Annotated in this window: 18 protein-coding genes; 6 read left to right on the top strand and 12 right to left on the bottom strand. The window is 67.5% G+C overall.

Translation table 11 applies throughout. The features are described 5' to 3' along the window. Positions 1–3: 3 nt before the first annotated feature. From AB4083_RS09230 to AB4083_RS09215, 4 genes are all read right to left on the bottom strand, one after another. Positions 4–1,410 (bottom strand): phosphatidylinositol-specific phospholipase C domain-containing protein, encoded by a 1,407-nt coding sequence (locus tag AB4083_RS09230; RefSeq protein WP_441607495.1) that lies wholly within the window; start codon positions 1,408–1,410, stop codon positions 4–6. Between the two features lie 184 nt (positions 1,411–1,594). Beyond that, positions 1,595–1,954 carry an antibiotic biosynthesis monooxygenase family protein gene (locus tag AB4083_RS09225; protein WP_441607494.1) on the bottom strand — a complete coding sequence of 120 codons (360 nt, stop codon included), beginning with the start codon at positions 1,952–1,954 and terminating at the stop codon, positions 1,595–1,597. After that, positions 1,951–2,925: an alpha/beta hydrolase gene (locus tag AB4083_RS09220; protein WP_441607493.1), complete on the bottom strand. Its 975-nt coding sequence runs from the start codon at positions 2,923–2,925 to the stop codon at positions 1,951–1,953. Before AB4083_RS09220 ends, AB4083_RS09225 begins: the two co-directional genes overlap by 4 nt. A gap of 134 nt (positions 2,926–3,059) precedes the next feature. Then, positions 3,060–4,616, bottom strand: coding sequence for a protein adenylyltransferase SelO (locus AB4083_RS09215; protein WP_441607492.1), 1,557 nt, complete (start codon positions 4,614–4,616; stop codon positions 3,060–3,062). A gap of 214 nt (positions 4,617–4,830) precedes the next feature. Between AB4083_RS09215 and AB4083_RS09210 the strand changes: the two genes are divergently transcribed. Beyond that, positions 4,831–5,040 (top strand): hypothetical protein, encoded by a 210-nt coding sequence (locus tag AB4083_RS09210; RefSeq protein WP_441607491.1) that lies wholly within the window; start codon positions 4,831–4,833, stop codon positions 5,038–5,040. A gap of 4 nt (positions 5,041–5,044) precedes the next feature. On the opposite strand, the gene AB4083_RS09205 is transcribed toward AB4083_RS09210, so the two are convergent. Together AB4083_RS09205 and AB4083_RS09200 are read right to left on the bottom strand one after the other, a co-directional pair. Then, positions 5,045–5,746 (bottom strand): pseudouridine synthase, encoded by a 702-nt coding sequence (locus AB4083_RS09205; RefSeq protein WP_441607490.1) that lies wholly within the window; start codon positions 5,744–5,746, stop codon positions 5,045–5,047. Next, positions 5,743–6,795 (bottom strand): class I SAM-dependent methyltransferase, encoded by a 1,053-nt coding sequence (locus AB4083_RS09200; protein ID WP_441607625.1) that lies wholly within the window; start codon positions 6,793–6,795, stop codon positions 5,743–5,745. The genes AB4083_RS09205 and AB4083_RS09200 overlap by 4 nt, the downstream gene beginning before the upstream one ends. 197 nt (positions 6,796–6,992) lie before the next feature. On the opposite strand from AB4083_RS09200, the gene AB4083_RS09195 reads away from it, so the two are divergent. After that, positions 6,993–7,322, top strand: coding sequence for a hypothetical protein (locus tag AB4083_RS09195; protein ID WP_441607489.1), 330 nt, complete (start codon positions 6,993–6,995; stop codon positions 7,320–7,322). Between the two features lie 6 nt (positions 7,323–7,328). Here the strand turns inward: AB4083_RS09195 and AB4083_RS09190 are convergent, their stop codons facing one another. Next, complete coding sequence (locus AB4083_RS09190; protein WP_441607488.1) at positions 7,329–8,294, bottom strand: C4-dicarboxylate ABC transporter; 966 nt, start codon at positions 8,292–8,294, stop codon at positions 7,329–7,331. Between the two features lie 73 nt (positions 8,295–8,367). Beyond that, on the bottom strand, positions 8,368–8,709 hold the full coding sequence (locus tag AB4083_RS09185; protein WP_441607487.1) for a carboxymuconolactone decarboxylase family protein: 342 nt from the start codon (positions 8,707–8,709) through the stop codon (positions 8,368–8,370). A gap of 123 nt (positions 8,710–8,832) precedes the next feature. Here AB4083_RS09185 and AB4083_RS09180 point away from each other — a divergent pair, with 123 nt between their 5' ends. Further along, complete coding sequence (locus AB4083_RS09180; protein ID WP_441607486.1) at positions 8,833–9,759, top strand: cupin domain-containing protein; 927 nt, start codon at positions 8,833–8,835, stop codon at positions 9,757–9,759. Positions 9,760–9,859: 100 nt separating this feature from the next. Here the strand turns inward: AB4083_RS09180 and nfi are convergent, their stop codons facing one another. Beyond that, positions 9,860–10,489 carry a deoxyribonuclease V gene (nfi, locus tag AB4083_RS09175; RefSeq protein ID WP_441607485.1) on the bottom strand — a complete coding sequence of 210 codons (630 nt, stop codon included), beginning with the start codon at positions 10,487–10,489 and terminating at the stop codon, positions 9,860–9,862. A 173-nt stretch (positions 10,490–10,662) separates the two neighbouring features. Between nfi and AB4083_RS09170 the strand changes: the two genes are divergently transcribed. Next, entirely contained in the window at positions 10,663–13,113 is a 2,451-nt protein-coding gene (locus tag AB4083_RS09170) for a DUF3772 domain-containing protein (protein ID WP_441607484.1), read from the top strand. Here the strand turns inward: AB4083_RS09170 and AB4083_RS09165 are convergent. Continuing rightward, positions 13,073–13,300: a hypothetical protein gene (locus AB4083_RS09165; protein WP_441607483.1), complete on the bottom strand. Its 228-nt coding sequence runs from the start codon at positions 13,298–13,300 to the stop codon at positions 13,073–13,075. The two genes, AB4083_RS09170 and AB4083_RS09165, sit on opposite strands and share 41 nt — an antisense overlap. A 220-nt stretch (positions 13,301–13,520) precedes the next feature. Between AB4083_RS09165 and AB4083_RS09160 the strand changes: the two genes are divergently transcribed. After that, positions 13,521–15,440 (top strand): CocE/NonD family hydrolase, encoded by a 1,920-nt coding sequence (locus AB4083_RS09160; RefSeq protein ID WP_441607482.1) that lies wholly within the window; start codon positions 13,521–13,523, stop codon positions 15,438–15,440. 160 nt (positions 15,441–15,600) lie between these two features. Here the strand turns inward: AB4083_RS09160 and AB4083_RS09155 are convergent, their stop codons facing one another. Continuing rightward, a complete protein-coding gene (locus AB4083_RS09155) occupies positions 15,601–16,128 on the bottom strand; it encodes a DUF3761 domain-containing protein (protein WP_441607481.1) in 528 nt (175 codons plus the stop codon). A gap of 53 nt (positions 16,129–16,181) precedes the next feature. On the opposite strand from AB4083_RS09155, the gene AB4083_RS09150 reads away from it, so the two are divergent. Continuing rightward, positions 16,182–16,379 carry a hypothetical protein gene (locus AB4083_RS09150; RefSeq protein WP_441607480.1) on the top strand — a complete coding sequence of 66 codons (198 nt, stop codon included), beginning with the start codon at positions 16,182–16,184 and terminating at the stop codon, positions 16,377–16,379. 88 nt (positions 16,380–16,467) lie between these two features. On the opposite strand, the gene AB4083_RS09145 is transcribed toward AB4083_RS09150, so the two are convergent. Beyond that, positions 16,468–18,087 carry an alpha/beta hydrolase gene (locus AB4083_RS09145; protein ID WP_441607479.1) on the bottom strand — a complete coding sequence of 540 codons (1,620 nt, stop codon included), beginning with the start codon at positions 18,085–18,087 and terminating at the stop codon, positions 16,468–16,470. Positions 18,088–18,109 lie beyond the last annotated feature (22 nt).

Raw genomic sequence — 18,109 nt, 5'->3', positions numbered from 1 at the left:
CGCTTACGGCGCCTGCCTGACAGCGAAGACCTGATCAGCGCCACGAAGCTGGCATGGCCGTACCGTCAGGCGCGAAGGAAACCCTTCAACGGTGAGGCACATGGGCTGCAAGAACAACGACCTGCGCTGGCTTTGAATACGGCCATCCTCACGAGTGACCCATTGTTGGTTGGTATCCCCATGGCAGTCGTAGAGGATCACCGATTGATGATCCGTCGGTATGCCAGAGCGCACATCCATGCATAGCCGGCTCGACGCTCCGCCTACCGCCATGTTGAGGTCATCGATTCTGATGTCCTGCGCGGAATGCCGGCGACACGGCATCAGCTGCAAGCTGCCACCCGGCTTCAGCGTCCCTTCCGCATCGATGCAGCGTCCCGTCGATACCTGCACGATCCGGTTCAGGCGCGTATTGGCATTGGCGCGAACCAGCGCACCGATCAGATCCGGACCGGGAAAATCCGCGGCAACAATGCCAAGACCGCGCCATGACTTGCCGTTCAAATAATTGACGGTCAACCCGTTGGTGCCGAGAAACTCGATCGTGCACCAGCTGCCCAGGCAGGCGGTTCGCGGAAAGTCCGGCCAGGAATCCGCCCAGGCTCCGATCGTGGTGCGTCCCGTCACCAATTGAGGGGCGTGGGTCCCCGGCGAAGATTTGCCGCTGGCGATGAAGTAGGGAAAGGCGCCGCCGGAAGCACTCAGATAATTGATGTGGATCGTACCGTTGCGACTCTCCGCGGCCTTACTGAGCTGGCTCTTCACTTTCTCCCACTTGCCATAAAGATCCCAGTTCGTCGAAACCGAATAGGCGTCCTGGGCGTTCAGCCCACCATAGCTTCGGCCATAGCTGCGATCGGAGCGACTGTAGTCAGCCAGGATCAGAATCTTTCCTCGCAGCGTCCCCAGCGATGGATTGTTCTCCCCGGGGCTGGCGAACCACTGCCGGTTCGGATCGTAATAGGACTTGAAGGTCTGCTCGAAGGAGCGCGTATTTCCAGCCGGATCGTGCTCCTCCTTCAGGCGCGCAATGATGGTTTCCGAAGGATGCCGGCGCAGGAAGTCGATCATCTCGCCAAGCACATCGCCGAACATCGCCCCCTGATAGACGGGACCGTGATGCATCGCGAATACATTGTTGATGTGACGCGCCCGAAGATCCAGGAAACGGACTCCTCCATTCAACTGCCGGGTGATCGTCAACGACTGCGTGAGAACGATATCGCCACCGTACTTCAAGGCCGCCGAATCGTGCGTGCCCGGAATACTCATCTCGGACAAGCGGGTGGTATCGGGCAATTGCCTCATCCAGTCCGCGCGCTGCGGCAAGTCCCCACTGTCATGATAGTAAGCCTGAGCAAAAACCTGGCTTGCAAAGGCACACGAAAAGATGAGCGCGACAAAATACATGTTTCGCCATTTCATAGTGATGACCTCATTAAGGATTGGCCCTGTTCAGTGCGGCCTTCCTGGCCAGGGGCCACCTTGAACTGACCTCACTACGAATAAATACGAATCGACGGCACAGACCGTGCGATCGCGACGAACGGGCACACATGCTTCGGCAACTGAGTACCGCGCTGCCTGGCACCGGCTATGGCTGCATGGACCCATCGTGATATCGCCGGCTGTCTTCCGGCACCTGCCCACGATCGTCCATGCCGTAGTCGCGCATCACGCCAGCTACACGCAGGCGATAGTCGCGCAAAATCCCCTGCCGCCCCTCAAGCTGGGCCGTGCGATGCGCCTCCTGTTGCCGCCATGCTGCCACCGCTTCCTCATCGCGCCAGCACGAAAGCGACAACAGCTTGCCGCGCTCGCTCAAGCTCTCGAAACGCTCGATCGACAGGAAGCCATCGATCTCCTCCAGCAGTGGACGCAGCTCGGCAGCGATATCCAGGTAAGTCTCGCGGCAACCCTCCGCCGGCCACACCTCGAAGATCACCGCGATCACGGCTTCGCCTCCTCCGCGGCATCGATAAACGCGGCGACGCTGCGATAAAGCGAATGGCGATAGCGCTCCAGATGCATCACGTGCGTGCCGTGGTCGATGCGCAGACGCCACACCAGCGGGCTGGCGCTGAAGCGCTTCAGGAAATCCGCGGCCTGCGCATCGTTGACCACCGTGTCGTAATCGCCGTAGACCGCGAACACCGGCGTGGTGATCCGCGCCGGATCGTACGGATAGCTTCCGCCCTGGACCTGCGGGATATCGGCCACCGGCCCCGAGGGAATGCGCAGCGCATCCGCGGCATCGCCTCGCACTTTCGGCACCGAGGCGTCGAACGCCGCCGCCCAGCGCTGCGTTACCGCCGGCTCGATCAGGCGCAAATCTTTCGGCAGCACTTGCTCGAACAGCAATTGTTGATAGCGCTGCTGCGCAGTGATGCTCCACCACGCGGTGGTGTCCGGCTTGTCGGCAGCGCCGGTCGGCACCACCGGACCGAACAAGGTGAGCGAAGCCAGCGTGCCAGGATGCTCGGCGGCATATTCGGCAGCGGGAATCGTGCCCCAGGAATGCGCGATCAGATGGACGTCCAGATGGCGCTTGCCGCGCAGCTCTTCCACCGCCAGCGCGATCTGCCGCGCCGCCTCCGGTGCGCGCGTGACGGGCTTCGCCGCATCGGCGGCGCCGGCCATCGCGGGTGGGCGGGTGGAAGCGCCGAAGCCCAGGAAATCCAGTCCGCAGGAGACAAAGCCGCGGCGTGCCATGAAGCCCATCCACGAATCGCCGGGTGCGAATTCGAAACCTGCAGCGAGCATGGTCGGGAAGCTGGCACCGTGCACGAACAAAGCAGCCTGACGGACGTGACCCTCCGGCTCGATGCAATGCAGCGCCACGCGCTGCCCTTCGCCCGCGGGCAGATAGTAGGTGTGGGTGGCAGGCAGGGCGGCCGCCAGGCCGATGGCGAGCAACAGGGACATGCGACAGGCCTTGTGGGGAACGTACCCGCTAGCGTGATCGCTTCCGCGCCGAATCGTTTCGCCGGCTAGCGAAACGACGTGACAGGCCGCCGTGGCATAGAGAGACCGACCGCGTCAGGACCTGCCGGAAAAGGTCAGGAACTGCACGACAACATGGAACAGCCCGCTTTCTGCCGCGCCCAATCCGGCCGCTTCTGCGCAAAGCGCTCGCGGCCGGGCTGCTCGTCGTAGGGATGGCGCATCACGTCCAGCAATTCATGGACGCCGGCGTAATCGCCCTGCTCCGCGCGATCGATCGCTTCCTGCGCCAGATAGTTGCGCAGTACATAGCGCGGATTGACGCCGTGCATCAGCGCGCGGCGCGCCTCGCGCGTCTGCGGGTCCTCCACCAGCCGCGCGGTGTAGCGCGCCAGCCAGGCTTGGAAGCCGGCGTCGGTGCGCCACAGGCCCGCCTCGTCGTAGAACGCGTGGCGCAGCGGATCCAGCGAAGGCACGTAAGGATCCAATTCGGACAGCGCGCGGAAGAACAGAGTCATATCGACCTCGCCTTCCGCCAGCAACGCCTGCAGCGATTTCATCAGCTCGATGTCCTCGTCGCGGCATTCGGCCAGGCCGAGCTTGGCGGTGACGAAACGGCGATCCGCCGCGGCGAAGGCGTCGGCATAGCGATCCAGCCCCGCCTGCAACGGCTCCACGCCGGCGAACAGCGGCGCCAGCGCGCCGGCCAGCCGGCTCAGATTCCACCAGGCAATGCCCGGCTGCTGGCCGAAGCGGTAGCGGCGCCGCCCCGCGTCGGTGGTGTTGGGTGTCCACTCCGGATCGAAGTTGTCGATCCAGCCATACGGGCCGTAGTCGATGGTGAGGCCGAGGATGGACATGTTGTCGGTGTTCATCACGCCGTGCACGAAGCCCACGCGCATCCAGTGCGCCACCATCAGCGCGGTGCGTTCGCAAACCTGGCCGAACCACTCGGCGTAGCGCGCTTCGCCAGCGCCCTGCAGCTCGGGAAAATCGCGGCGGATGGTGAAATCAACCAACTGGCGCAGCAGCACCGTATCGCCGCGCGAGGCCGGCAACTCGAAGTTGCCGAAGCGGATAAAGGACGGCGCCACACGGCACACGATGGCGCCGGCTTCCTCGCGCGGATGGCCGTCGTAGAACATGTCGCGCACCACCTGGTCGCCGGTGAGCACCAGGCTCAGCGCGCGTGTGGTCGGCACGCCCAGGTGATGCATCGCCTCGCTGCACAGGAATTCGCGGATCGACGAGCGCAGCACCGCGCGGCCATCCGCACCGCGCGAGTACGGCGTGGGCCCGGCGCCCTTCAACTGCAATTCCTGCCGCTGCCCCTGCTCGTCCACCAGTTCGCCCAGCGAGATGGCGCGGCCATCGCCGAGCTGCCCGGCCCATGCGCCGAACTGATGCCCGCCGTAATTCGCCGCCCACGGCTCCATGCCCGGCATCAATGCATTGCCGGCAAACACGCGGGCGAACTCGGGGCGGGCCAGATCCGTCTCGGCCAGGCCCAGGGTGGCGGCCATCTCCGCCGACCAGGCGATCAGCCTCGGCGCGGCGACCGGGGTCGGCTCGACCCGCGAATACGCCGCCGCGACCTGACGCAGCGCAGCACCTTGCGTCGGATCCGCAGGAAGTTCGCGCACGAAGGCATTGTCGAAACGGAGTTTTTGCATGGCCGGAAAATGCGATGAACGTGCATTCCATATGCGGCACTGCAAGACGAACGCAAGACTGGCCGCGCGACATCGGTATGGACTTTGCTAGTGGTAAATCAGACCGGAACGTGACCTTCGACCTAGACGATTTCACAGTTCACACACATAGCAATTTTTCTGTTTACTATGCGTTCACGGCTGCCAGGGGGCAGCCCTTGGGGGATCCCAGACTATGCAGATGCCATTGGCGGGTTTCGCACTTGGACGCGGAATCCAGCGGATCGCAGGGATGATTGCCGCGAAAGCGGGCCAGGATGCGAAGACGAGAAACAAGGCTGCGGAATTCCATCTGGTTTCCTGGCAACCCGGCGCGCGCTCGCGCCGCGAAGACGAACTGGCGCGGGCGCGCCAGCAAGTTCTTTCGATGCCCGCCGAGTCCTGAAGACTCAGCCGAAGATCGTCTCGACCTCGTCCGGCGCAAGCATGCGCCAGTTGCCGGGCGCCAGCTCTTCGCGCAGCACCAGTCCGCCGACCGAGGCGCGGTGCAGCGCCTCCACGTGGTTGCCCACCGCGGCGAACATCCGCCGCACCTGGTGATAGCGCCCTTCGGTGATGGACAGCCGCGCGCGGCGCGGCCCCAGCACCTCCAGTTGCGCCGGCTCCAGCGGCTCGCGCTCGGCTTCCAGCAGCATGCTGCCGCTGGCGAACAGCGCGCCTTCGTCGCCACGCAAATCATTGGCCAGTTCCACCTCGTACACCTTGGCCACCTGCGCGCGCGGCGAAATGATCCGGTGCAGCAGCGCGCCGTCGTCGGTGAACAGCAACAGGCCTGAGGTATCGCGATCGAGCCGGCCGACCGTGGACAGCGCCGGATCGCGCATGCGGTAGCGCGGCGGCAGCAGGTCGAACACCACGCGGCCCTGGTCCTTGCGCGAGCAGGTATAGCCCACCGGCTTGTGCATGATCAGCGCCAGGCCCGGCGGCGGATCGAGCGGTTCGCCATCGACCAGGATCTGCTCATGCGCCAGCTTGTCGTCGGCGTACAGCACCTCGCCCTGCACATCGGTGATGCGCCCCTCGCGGAACATCCACGCCACGTCCTTGCGGCTGCCATAGCCAAGATTGGCGATCAGCTTGACCAGCTTCATGCGCGCACGCCCCGTGCTTCGATCACTTTGAAACCCTCCTGCGCCACGACCGTGCGCACCTCGGCGAAACGGCCAGCGAGCGTGGCCTCGTAAGGAAGGTGCCGATTGGCAACCATCCAGAAACTTCCGTGCGGCCGCAGTGCCGATGCGGCTGCGGCGATAAAGGCGCGGCCCAGCTCCGGCAGGTCTTCGCGGCCCTGCTGATGGAACGGCGGATTGCTGACGATGGCGTCGTAGCGCTCGGGCAGGCCCGCGGCGACGTCGTGCCAGTGCACGCCGATCTGCACGGCATGGCCGCTTTCCTGCCGCGCGGCCTGCATATTCAAGCGCGCCGGTTCCAGCGCGCGCGCTTCCGCTTCGTACAGATCGATCGCCTCCACCCGCGGGCAGCGCGCCAGTACCTGCGCCGAGAGATAGCCGTAGCCGGCGCCCAGATCCGCCACGCGCCCACCCAGCCCGGCCGGCAGATGCGCGGCCAGCAAGGCCGAGGCCACGTCCACGCGGTCCCAGGCGAACAGGCCGGGGCGGCTCCAGTAGCCGGCCGGGTTCTGGCGCGGCTGGTCGAACGCGGCCCACTCGTCCAGCAGCGCGGCGTTCACGCGATCGCCGAGCGGCGCGCTCCAGAACACGCGGCATTTGTGCTTGGACAGCTGCGCCACCGGGCCGGCCAGCTGCGCCAGGTCGGCCTCGCCGGAGCGCGCGCCGCCGGCATTGGGCATGCACGCCAGCACGATGCCGCCGGGCGTGGCATGCCGCACCGCGCGGGCGAACAGCGCGCGCGCTTCGTCGCGCTGCCGCGGCGGCAGCACCAGCACCAGCGGAAAATGCTCATCGGCCGGCGGATCGCCCCCCTGCAAGCCGCTGCGTTCCAGCTCGGCCGCGAACGGCTTGAAGCTCTGCATGCAGATCCAGCCCGGCTGCACCATCTCGCGCAGACGGAAACCGTCGCGCGCATGCAGGAACAGCACGCGCCCGTCCGGCGGCAGGCGCAACTGCCCCGTGGCGATGGGAACGAACAGGGCCTCCAGCGCCACATGCGCGGAGGACAGTGCGGCAGCATTCACCGGCCGGCCTTTCGAAAGCGGAAACGGCGGCATTTTACGCGGAGCGGCGGTGTTCCGCGCCGTCGCGCTTGCGCTACCTTCGCTTCATGCAGCCGGCACCATGCCACCCGTACCGTTTTCTCGCATGCGCCCTGGGCATGGCGCTGGCCAGCTGCGCTCCGGCACCGGCGCCGGCACCGCCCGTGACCGCCTCCGCCCCGGTGCCGTTCGAAGGCCGCTACGCGCAGGGCACCCAGCAGCTGGAGATCGCACGCCGTGGCGACGGTTACTGGCTGGATCTCGAAGACGCTGGCGCCGGCGGCTGCAGCTTCAGCGCCGCGGCGATACGCGTCGACGACCGCCTGCTCGCCTCCTTGCAGGACTGGAAAAGCGGCGCCGTGCTTACCGTGCGTCGCGCCGGCAACGGCAGCGTCGATGTCTTCAGCGAACAGGAAGACGACCGCTTTTCGCTGGCCGCCTTCTGCCGCGGCGGCGCCACCCTGTCCGGCAACTATCGGCCCGCCGCGCGCTGACAGGGCTCAGCGCACCGTCGCGACCGGCACCAACATCTCGCCCCGCACCAGCCCGCGCAGGCTGCGCCAGGCCAGCGCGCCGATCGCCACCGTGGCCAGCGCAAGCAATGCCACAGCGATCGCACGACTGAACATCGTCGGCACCGCCAGCGCGTAGCGCTGCGCCGCCACCGCGCTCGCCGCCAGCGGGAAACTCAATGCCCACCAGCTGAGGCGGAACGGTTGCCCGCGCAGCATCGAGTACACGCGCGGCAACAGCACCGCGAGCAGGAACAGGTCCAGATAGAACAGCGACCGCGCCAGCGCATCCACCGCACCGGCCATCGCCACGTAGGCGGAAAACCCCACCGCGAACGGCGCCAGCAGAATCAGCAGAGTCGGCTGCGCCACCGGTGCACGCGAAACCAGCCGCCCGAACACCAGCGAGAACACCGGTATCGCCAGCACGAATCCCGCGGCCAGGGCGAACAGCATGACTTCGCCCAACACCGGCGGCCCCAGCAGCGGAAACGCCAGCGGGATATCCAGCAGGCCCACCACCGGGATCAGCCATGCGGCGCTCACCTGCCCTTCTTCCAGCGTACCGGCCGTCCATTGCAGGAAGTTCCGCCACGCGCACACCAGCATGCCGGCACAACCGGCCAGCCACATCGCGCGTGCCGGCATGCCGACCGGCAGCAGCATCGGCAGCAGCAGGAGACTGATCCAGAACGTGCCCAGGAACGGCGCCGTCGCGGGGTGGCGCAACTCCGCCCGCCAGGCCTTGCCGTCGCGCCACGCGCGCTGCAACTGCACGCCCACCAGCAACAGGAATACCAGCCAGGCAAGCACGGCGATGCCATCGCCGATCCACCCCGCTGCACCGGCCCGCGCCGCCAGGCGCCAGGCCACCGACAAGCCAGCCAGACCCATCACGCTGGCGAACAAACCCACCGGCCACGGCACCGCCGTGCCCGCATCCTTCGCTTCCATGTATGCGTCTCTTTGAAAGTGGTATGTCGCGCGACATCCGGCCGTGGCGCGAGCCCGCGGCCGGACGCGTCCGTCAGGCCTTTTCGTGCGCGCTGACGGCATCCAGCACGCGCGCCGAGTAGACCAGCGCCGCACCTGCGTTCAAGGCCACCGCCACGCCCAGCGCCTCGGCGATTTCCTCGTGGCTGGCGCCGTTCTTCAGCGCCGCGGCGGAATGCACGGTGATACAGCCATCGCAGCGGGTGGTCACCGCCACCGCCAGCGCGATCAGCTCGCGCGTCTTCGCATCCAGGTGGCCGGTCTTCTCGCCGGCGCTGCTGAGCGTCTGGTAGCCGGCGAGCGTGCCGGGGCTGAGCTTGCCGATCTCGCCGATGCGGCCGAGCAGTTCGTTGCGGTATTGGACCCAGTCGAGCATGACCGTTCTCCTGAAGGTTTGGTTTGGGAAGGGCGGGCTGCCTGCCCGCCTTGCTGCGCAGTGTTGCGCCGCCCGCCGCTCCGCTGAATACTCGCGCGACTCTATTGTTGGCGCGAACGTCTCATGGACGCCCTCAGCCGTCTGATCCAGCTCGCGCAACTGCAAGGCAACCTGGACGTGCGCTGCCAGTTCGCCGGCGGCTTCGCCGTCGACCATGCCGCAGCGCCGCGCGGCGAAGCGCTGTTCCATCTGGTGCTCGACGGCGGCTGCGCGATCGAGCCTGCCGGCGAGGCCGCGCTGGAGCTGGAAGCCGGCGACCTGGTGATCTTCCCGCACGGCGCCGCCCACCTGGTCCGCGACCGCCGCGGCCAGCCCCGCGCCGCGCCGGTGCGGACCGAGCACGACGGCCTGCTGCCGCTGCGCCGCAATGCCGATGGCCCGCCCGAACTGGACCTGCTGTGCGGCCGCTTCCGCTACGCGCCGACCTCCGCCAGCCTGCTGCTGTCCACCCTGCCCGCCACGCTGAAAGTCTCGCTGCGCGACGCCGCCGGCATGGAAGCCCTGCAAGCCCTGGTCGCCCTGATGCGCCACGAAGCCGGCCAGCGCCAGCCCGGTGCGCTGGCGGTGGTCACCGCACTCACCCATGCGCTGTTCGCGCTGGCCCTGCGCGCCTACGCCACCGGCGACGTGCACGGCCTGCTGCCGCTGCTGGCCGATGCCCGCCTCGGCAGCGCGGTGCAGGCGATGCTGGCGGAGCCTGCGCGCGCCTGGACGCTGGAGGAGCTGGGCCGTGTCGCGGCGATGTCGCGCGCCAGTTTCGCGCGGCATTTCGGCGAGCGCGCGGGGATGACGCCGGGCGAATGCCTGGCGCGGCTGCGCATGCAGATCGCGGGGGACCTGCTGTTGCGTACGCGGCGGCGAACCGGAGATATCGGGCAGGACGTGGGATATCAATCCGAAGCGGCGTTCGGAAAGGCGTTCCGGCATTACATGGGGACCACGCCGGCGCGGTTTCGGCGGGAGCACGGCAACAACGAAGACCCGGCGTAGGTTGGGGTGAGCCGCAGGCGAACCCCAACACCGGCGCATTCAAACGCATCGCATCGTGGGGGTTCGCCGGCGGCTCACCCCAACCTGCGCCGCACGCGTGTCATGCGCGCCGCGAGGCCAACCGGTCCGCCCACCGCGTCGGCTCCGGCAACCGATACCTGGTGCAAGCAGCGAGCACCCGCCGCGCCGCACCCTCGATACTCACCCGATGCCCCGGCGACACGATCAACGGCCGTACCCGCTGCTTGCTGCGCAACACCGTGCCGATCTCACGCCCGCGATACATCAACGGCACGCTGTCGCCACGCCGCTCGCCCAACGGCGCATGCGTACCGACCAGGATCGTCTTCGCCACGCCGATCGTCGGCAGCCCGGTGATCACTCCAAGATGCGCGGCAATCCCCAGCCCGCGCGGATGCGCAATGCCCTGCCCATCGACAAACACCAGCCCGGGCTGCTCCGGCAATCCCGCCAGCGCTTCGAGCACCGCCGGCAATTCGCGGAACGACAGCAGGCCCGGGATGTAAGGCATCCGCGTCGGCAGCCGCGCCACCGCATTCGCCAGCGGCTGCAGGCTGCGCGCATCCAGCAGCACCGCCGCGGCGCGGGTGATCGCGCCCTGCTCCTCGAAACCGACATCCACGCCGGCGATGCGCTGCGGCTCTGCGAAGTCCTCGAGCAGGCTCACCCTTTCGGCCAGCGCGCTCTGCATCGCGCGGGCCTTCGCCACGTCGCCATCCCATACGGGTACCGCGTCCGGGTACCGCGTCGGCCATCGTCTTCATCCAGTCCATCGGGGAAGCCTGACGGCGAGGCACTGAACAGGCCGTCAAAGAACAGGCTGTCAAAGAAAAGGGCGCAAGCTTGATTGACCGTGCAGCCGCGCCTCCGGATCATGCCGTCATGTCCATCCTGCCCCGCATCGCGCTGATCCTCTCGCTCGCCCTCGGCGGCGCTTCCCTGGCCCTGGCCCAGGACGCACCCGACGCCCCTGCGGCGGCGGCCGCGCCGGTCACCGTCGACCAGCTCAACAGCCAGCTCGAGCAGCTGCGCCAGACGCTTGCCGACACCGACAAGCTCGGCGACACCGCCCTGCAGGACCTGCGCATCCGCGCGCAGGCGCTGCAGCAGCAGGCGGACCAGCTGGTCACCTCGCTGTCGCCGCAGTCCGACGCGCTGAAGGCCAAGCTCGACGTGCTCGGGCCCGCGCCCGAAAAGGGCCAGCCCGGCGAACCACCCGAGGTGGCCAACCAGCGCAAGCAGCTGGCCAAGGACAAGGCCGACCTCGACGCGCAGATGAAGCAGGCCAAGACGGTGAGCCTGGAAAGCGCCCAGCTTGCCGGCCAGATCGTCGGGCTGCGCCGCCAGCTGTTCGAGGCGCGGCTCAGCCAGCGCACCTCGTCGCCGCTCAGCCTCGCGTTCTGGTCCTCGCTGTCGCGCAATGCGCCGGACGACCGTGCCGGCCTGGCCGAACTGGGCCGCGACACCTGGGCCGCGATGAGCAAGGCCTGGCAGCCGGGCAACCGCACGCCGTTCTTCATCTGCACGCTCGCCGCCATCGCGTTGTTCGCGGTCGGCCGCCGCCTGCTGGAACAAGCCCTGCTGCGCCTGACCAGCGACCGCATGCCGGCCGGCCATCTGCGGCGCAGCGCGCTGGCGCTGTTCATCACCCTGGGCACCACGCTTACCTTCGGCTTCGCCGCCTATCTGCTGTACCTGGCGCTGGACTGGAACGGCACTCTGGGCGAGGAGATCGGCGGGCTGTTCGCTTCGCTGGTGATCCTGGCCTGGGTCGCGGCGTATATCGCCGGTCTGGGCCGCGCGCTGCTCAGCTCCGGCCGTCCGTCGTGGCGCATGCCGGCGCTGAGGGACGATCTCGCGCGCCGCCTGCGTCCGTTCCCGCCGCTGCTGGCCTGGTGCACCCTGCTGATCGGACTGGCCGAGCGCATCACCGCGCAGGTCTCCGCGTCCCTCTCGGCCACCGTGGCCGTCAACGGCCTGCTCTCGCTGCTGGTGGCCGGGCTGATCGCGGTGGCGCTGCTGCGCATGGGCCGCGCGCGGCGCGCCCTGCTCGCCGCCGGCAACGCGCCGGGCAAGCGGCCGCTCTGGGTAGGCTTGCTGGTGGCGTTGGCGTTCGCCGGCGTGGTCACGGTGGCACTGAGCCTGCTCACCGGCTACATCGCCTTGGCCTTCTTCGAGGCGCGGCAGATGCTGCGCGGCGGCGTCATCGTCGGCACCGTGTACCTGCTGATGCACCTCCTCAACGACGTGTTCGAGAGCCTGCTGTCGCCGCAGTCGCGCACCGGCGCGCGCATGCACGAATCCTTCGGCGTGTCGCCCGTGCGGATGGAGCAGGCCGCGGTGGTGCTGTCCGGGGTGACCCGCGCCCTCCTGCTGCTGCTGGCGATCTCATCGCTGCTGTCGCCCTACAACGCAGGCCCCGAGGAATTGTTCGAACGCGGCAGCCAGCTGTTCGCCGGTCGCACCATCGGCACGCTGTCGATCGTGCCGGAGAATATCTTCACCGCGCTGGCAGTGCTGGTGGCCGGCGTGGCGGCGATCCGCCTGGTCAAGCGCTGGCTGTCGCAGCAGCTGTTGCCGAAGACCGCGCTGGAACCGGGCATGCAGATGTCCATCGTCACCCTGCTCGGCTATGTGTGCAGCGTGCTGGTGTTCGTGCTGGTGCTGGGCGCGCTGAAGGTGGACCTGCAGAGCATCACCTGGGTCGCCTCGGCGCTGTCGGTGGGCATCGGCTTCGGCCTGCAGGCGATCGTGCAGAACTTCATCTCCGGCCTGATCCTGCTGGCCGAGCGCCCGGTGAAGGTCGGCGACTGGGTCAGCCTGCCCGGCGCCGGCGTGGAAGGCGACATCAAGCGCATCAACGTGCGCGCCACCGAGATCCAGCAAGGCGACCGCTCCACCGTGATCGTGCCGAACTCGCAGCTGATCACCCAGAACGTGCGCAACGTGACCCAGGCCGGCGCGCTGGGCCGCGTGCAGATCCGCCTGCCGCTGCCGCTGAGCACCGAGGCGGGCAAGGCGCGCAAGGTGCTGCTGGGGGTGATGGGCGAACATCCGTCGACCTTGGAAACGCCCAAGCCGAGCGTGCAACTGGACACCATCGACGGGCAGTCGCTGATCTTCGTCTGCACCGCCTATGTGGGCAGCCCGCGCGAAGTCGCCGCGGTGAAGAGCGACCTGCTGTTCGAGATGCTCGACCGGCTGGCGGCGGCGCAGCTGCCGATGTCGACGCCGCAGGACATGATGCTGCACCGCCCGCCGTCGGATCCGCGGATGGCCGGCGACGTGCAGTTCACGCCGCCGCCAACCACCACGCAGCCGCCCACCGGCTGAGGCGCCAGGCCAGCGGCAGGTAGATATCGGTGCGCAGCAGCGCCTCCGGCGTCTGCTCGGGGTCGTCCAGGTAGTGGTGGAACAGCCGCAGGTCGCGCAGCTCGCTGCCGCTGTCGACGGCGCGCTGCAGCAGGGCGACCGCGCGGTCGATGCCTTGCATGTAACGATGGCGTGTCTGGTCTTTCATGCGGGCTCTCCATGAGGTGGCAACCCCAAGCCATCGCAAGGATCGCGGCAGCGCCCTGCCCTACGCGGTTCCGATCCTGCGCATCAGGCACCACCGGCAGTACCTAGGCAAGAAGTCATGGTGGGCACCATCCGGCGATGCCCGTAAAGTCGGCGTTCATTCTTCCGTCCCCTTCTCGCCGCCCGCGATGGACCGCCTTGCGGCCCTGCCTGGAGGTTTCATGTCGATCAACCGTCCGCTCATTCTTGCCGCCGCACTCACTGCCGTCCTCGGCGCCGGCCTGGCCCAGGCGCAGACCGCGCCGCTCACGCCGGACATCCCCGCCAAGTTCGATGCGCCCACCGGCGGCTTCGACTACATCAAGCGCGACGTGATGATCCCGATGCGCGACGGCGTGAAGCTGCACACCGTGATCGTGATCCCCAAGGGCGCGAAATACGCACCGATCCTGTTCACCCGCACGCCGTACAACGCCAGCGGCCGCGCCGCGCGGCTGGAGTCGTCGAACATGCTCTCGCAGCTGCCGCAGGGCGACGAGGTGTTCGTGCGCGGCGGCTATATCCGCGTATTCCAGGACGTGCGCGGCAAGTACGGCTCCGAAGGCGAGTACGTGATGACGCGCCCGCTGCGCGGCCCGCTCAACTCCAGCGAAGTCGACCACTCCACCGACGCCTACGACAGCATCGACTGGCTGGTGAAGAACCTGCCCGAATCCAACGGCAAGGTCGGCATGCTCGGCTCCTCCTACGAGGGCTTCACCGTAGTGATGGCGCTGATCAACCCGCATCCCGCGCTGAAGGTGGCCGCGCCGGAAAGCCCGATGGTGGACGGCTGGATGGGCGACGACTGGTTCCACTACGGCGCCTGGCGCCAGACCAACTTCGACTACATCCGCGGCCAGACCGCGCAGAAGGGCAAGGGCTCCGGCGCGCCGCGCGACGGCTACGACGACTACAGCAATTTCCTGGACGCCGGTTCCGCCGGCGACTACGCGCGCGCCAACGGCTTCGAGCAGTTGCCGTTCTGGAAGAAGCTGGACGAGCACCCGGCCTACGACGCGTTCTGGCAGGGCCAGGCGCTGGACAAGATCATGGCGCAGCAGCCGCTGAAGGTGCCGACCATGTGGCTGCAAGGCCTGTGGGACCAGGAAGACATGTGGGGCGCCATCCACAGCTACGCGGCGACCGAGCCCAAGGACAAGGGCAACGACAAGAACTTCCTGGTGATGGGCCCGTGGCGCCACAGCCAGGTGAACTACGACGGCACCTCGCTCGGCCCGTTGAAATGGGACGGCGACACCGCGCTGCAGTTCCGCCGCGACGTGCTCAAGCCGTTCTTCGACCAGTACCTGGTGGACAGTGCGCCGAAGGCGAACACGCCGCCGGTACTGATCTACAACACCGGCGAAAACCACTGGGACCGCTACAAGACCTGGCCGCTCAGCTGCGACAGCGGCTGCGCCAGCAAGCCCAAGGCGCTGTACCTGGAGGCCGACGGCAAGCTGTCGTTCGAGGCGCCGGCCGACGGCGCGGCCAAGTACGACGAATACGTCTCCGACCCGGCCAAGCCGGTGCCGTACCTGCCGCGCCCGGTGCATTTCGCCGATCACGATGCATGGACGCGCTGGCTGGTCACCGACCAGCGTTTCGTCGATGGCCGTCCGGACGTGCTCACCTACGTCAGCGAACCGCTGAAGACGCCGCTGCACGTGGGCGGCGCGCCGCAGGTGAACCTGTACGCATCGACCAGCGGCACCGACAGCGACTGGGCGGTGAAGCTGATCGACGTGTATCCGGACACGATGGCCTCCGCTCCGGACATGGGCGGCTACGAGCTGCCGATCTCGCTGGATATCTTCCGCGGCCGCTACCGCACCAGCTTCGAGCATCCGCAGGCGATCGCCGCGGACCAGCCGCTGCTGTACAGCTTCGGCCTGCCGACGGTGAACCATGTGTTCCAGCCCGGCCACCGCATCATGGTGCAGGTGCAGTCGACGCTGTTCCCGCTGTACGACCGCAATCCGCAGACCTTCGTGCCGAATATCTTCGATGCCAAGCCGGGCGACTACCGCAAGGCGACGCAGCGCGTGTGGCATGCGCCGGGGACGATGAGCGCGATCAGCTTGCCGGTGGTGAAGTGACGTAGGTTGGGGTGAGCACAGCGAACCCCAACTTCGCGCCACGCTTCATGCATCCGCCTTGATCAACACGAAGAAAGGGCTGGCGAATACGCCAGCCCTTTCTGTTTCTGCGCCACCAGCGTTGGGGTTCGCTGCGCTCACCCCAACCTGTGCCGGACGTTTACGGCGTGCAGGCCTTCTGGTGATCGCCGTGATAGCCCTTGGCCTTGGCATCGGCTTCGCTCATATACGAGCCCTGCTTGGTCTTGCCGTACCACTTGTCGCTCGGACAGTGATAGACCTTGCTGCTCGAATTCACCCACACCATGCCCGGACCACCGCCCGGCGCCGGCGTGGAGTTCGGCGAAGGCGGCATCGGCATCGGCTTCTTCGGCGCGGCGGCGGCCGTCGGCGCCGGAGCGGCAGGCGCGGCCTGCGGCGTGGGCGCGGGAGCCGCGGCTGCAGGAGCCGCCGGCGCTGCGGCCGATGCGGCAGCGGGTGCGGCGGCCGCAGCTGCTGCGGTGGCGGCGTACCACTCCTTCACACCCTTATGGCCGGAGCAGGAACCCTTCTTGGTGGCGTGATCGGTATAGCTGCCGTCCTTGCACTGACCGGTGGAACCAGCCGGCGCCGACGCCTGCTGCGCGAACACCGCCGGACCGGCCAACAGGCAGGCCGCCATCACTGCGATCGAAACGAACGATTTCATCAGTACTCCCTCCAGCGCGATTGACCTTCCGTTGCTTCGCCGCGGTGCCGTCCATGCCCGATGAATTCGGTGCCCCATGCCGCCGCGAAACACATGCGCCGACCGGCGCACGCGGCGCGACTATGCCTCAAAAAAAACGACGCGCCATCCGTGAAGGCATGGCGCGTTCATCATTCATCGTGCTGTTTCGCAAGGTTTTGCGCGGGGCTTTCACCGGCCCGTCGCAAACCGGCCGGCGTAGGTTGGGGTGAGCCGTCGGCGAACCCCAACGATGCGATACCTCTGAATCTGGCCGTGTTGGGGTTCGCCTGCGGCTCACCCCAACCTACGCCGCACGCCTTATTTCGCCGGCGGCTTCAACTTCGAACCCGGACGCGCAATCCCATACATCTCCCAGGTGATCTGCTTGAGCAGCGCCCAGCGATCTTCACCCTGCACATACAGATCGAAATGCGTTCGATCCGGGATAAACCGCACCTCGGCCTTCGCATGCAGGCCGTCGAGCACTGCCTTCAAGCGATGCGCCGCGCCGTCGAGATAGAACGTATCCGCCGTGCCCACGATCAAATGGATCTTGCCGTCGAGGTCCGGCTTCAACGCCGGCCATTCCTGCTGCAGGCGATGCGCGATGTCGTAATGCTCGATCCAGTACTTCGCCACCGCCGGATCCACCGCGCCGGTATCGCGATCGAACATCGGCTGCGGCCGCCCGTCGGCGCCGCGCGGCGAGAACACCCAGTCGAACGAGGCGAGCTGGCCGCCGTATTCGCCGAGCACGCGCTCCAGCTTGGCGTACTGCTCGAACGTGGCCAGCACCTTGCCCTTGTCGCGGATCAGCGGATTGGCCGAGCCATCCGGCTTATGGAAAGCATTGGCGTCGGACCGGTACAGGTCGACGCCGGTGAAGTCGTGGAAATCGCTGGGATCCGGCGAGGTCGACCAGGTACCGCCGAACACCTTCGGATAACGCGTCTGCAACCACAACGTGGCCCAGCCGCCGGAGGAATGGCCGTTGAGGAAACGCCCCTGCGGCTTGCCGTCCATGCGGTATTGCTTTTCCAGCGACGGGATCAGTTCCTCGGTGAGCGCCTTGCCCCAGGGTCCGTTGTTCACCGAGTCGGCGAATTCGTGCGTGCCGGTGGCGCTGGACTCGTCGAGGAAGACCCAGATCATCGGCGGCATCTCGCCCTTGGCGGTAGCCGCGTAGCTGTTGACGATCGGACCGTACAGGCGATCGCCACCGCCGCCGAAACCGTGCGTGTAGTACACCACCGGATAACGCTCGGCCTTCTTCGCGTCGTAGTCCGGCGGCAGCAGCACCCAGCCGCGCATATGGATCGGCCGGCCCCAGAACGCCGACAGCGCGGGGCTGACGAAGTCGATCGCCTGCGCATGTTCGCGCGCGCCCGCCAGCGCATCGTGCAGCTCCTTCGACGCGGAAGGCGGCAACGTCCACGCTTCGCGCACCGGCAGCGTCTTGCTCAACTGCAAGGCGGGCAGCGTGGCCGCGGGCAGATGCAGCGGCGTCACCTCGCTGACCAGATCGCCGGCGCCGCGCCCGCTGTAGTTGTAGTTGCGATTGACGTCGAGCACCGCCTGCACCAGGTAATCGCCGGGCGGCAGCTTGGCCAGCGGACCGGGGAAGGCGACGTCGTCCGCATCGATGGTCACCGCTTCGCCCGGCGCCAGCCGCGTCACTTCGCGTCCGGCCACCAGGGTCTGGTTCGGCTGCAGCGGATTGACGTCGACTTCCTCAACCTTGCCATCCTTCGCCTCGGCCTTGGCCGCCGCGGCGCTGGTGACGAACAGCAGCAGGCGGCCGCCGACGGGCGCGTTCTGCGCACCGCCCAGTTGCACCTGGACATAGTGATGCGCGCTCGGCGCATCGTTGCGGGCCTGCGCACTGCCGATGAGCGCAAGGCCCAGCAGCGCGGCGGCGACGGGACGGCGAAGCAGCATGGCGTTCTCCCTGAAAAGCTGG

It is taken from the genome of Dyella sp. 2RAB6 (assembly GCF_052115385.1).
Taxonomy (GTDB): domain Bacteria; phylum Pseudomonadota; class Gammaproteobacteria; order Xanthomonadales; family Rhodanobacteraceae; genus Dyella_D.
The sequence above is the reverse complement of the archived record's forward strand: the minus strand, read 5'-3'. Positions and strand labels throughout refer to the sequence as shown.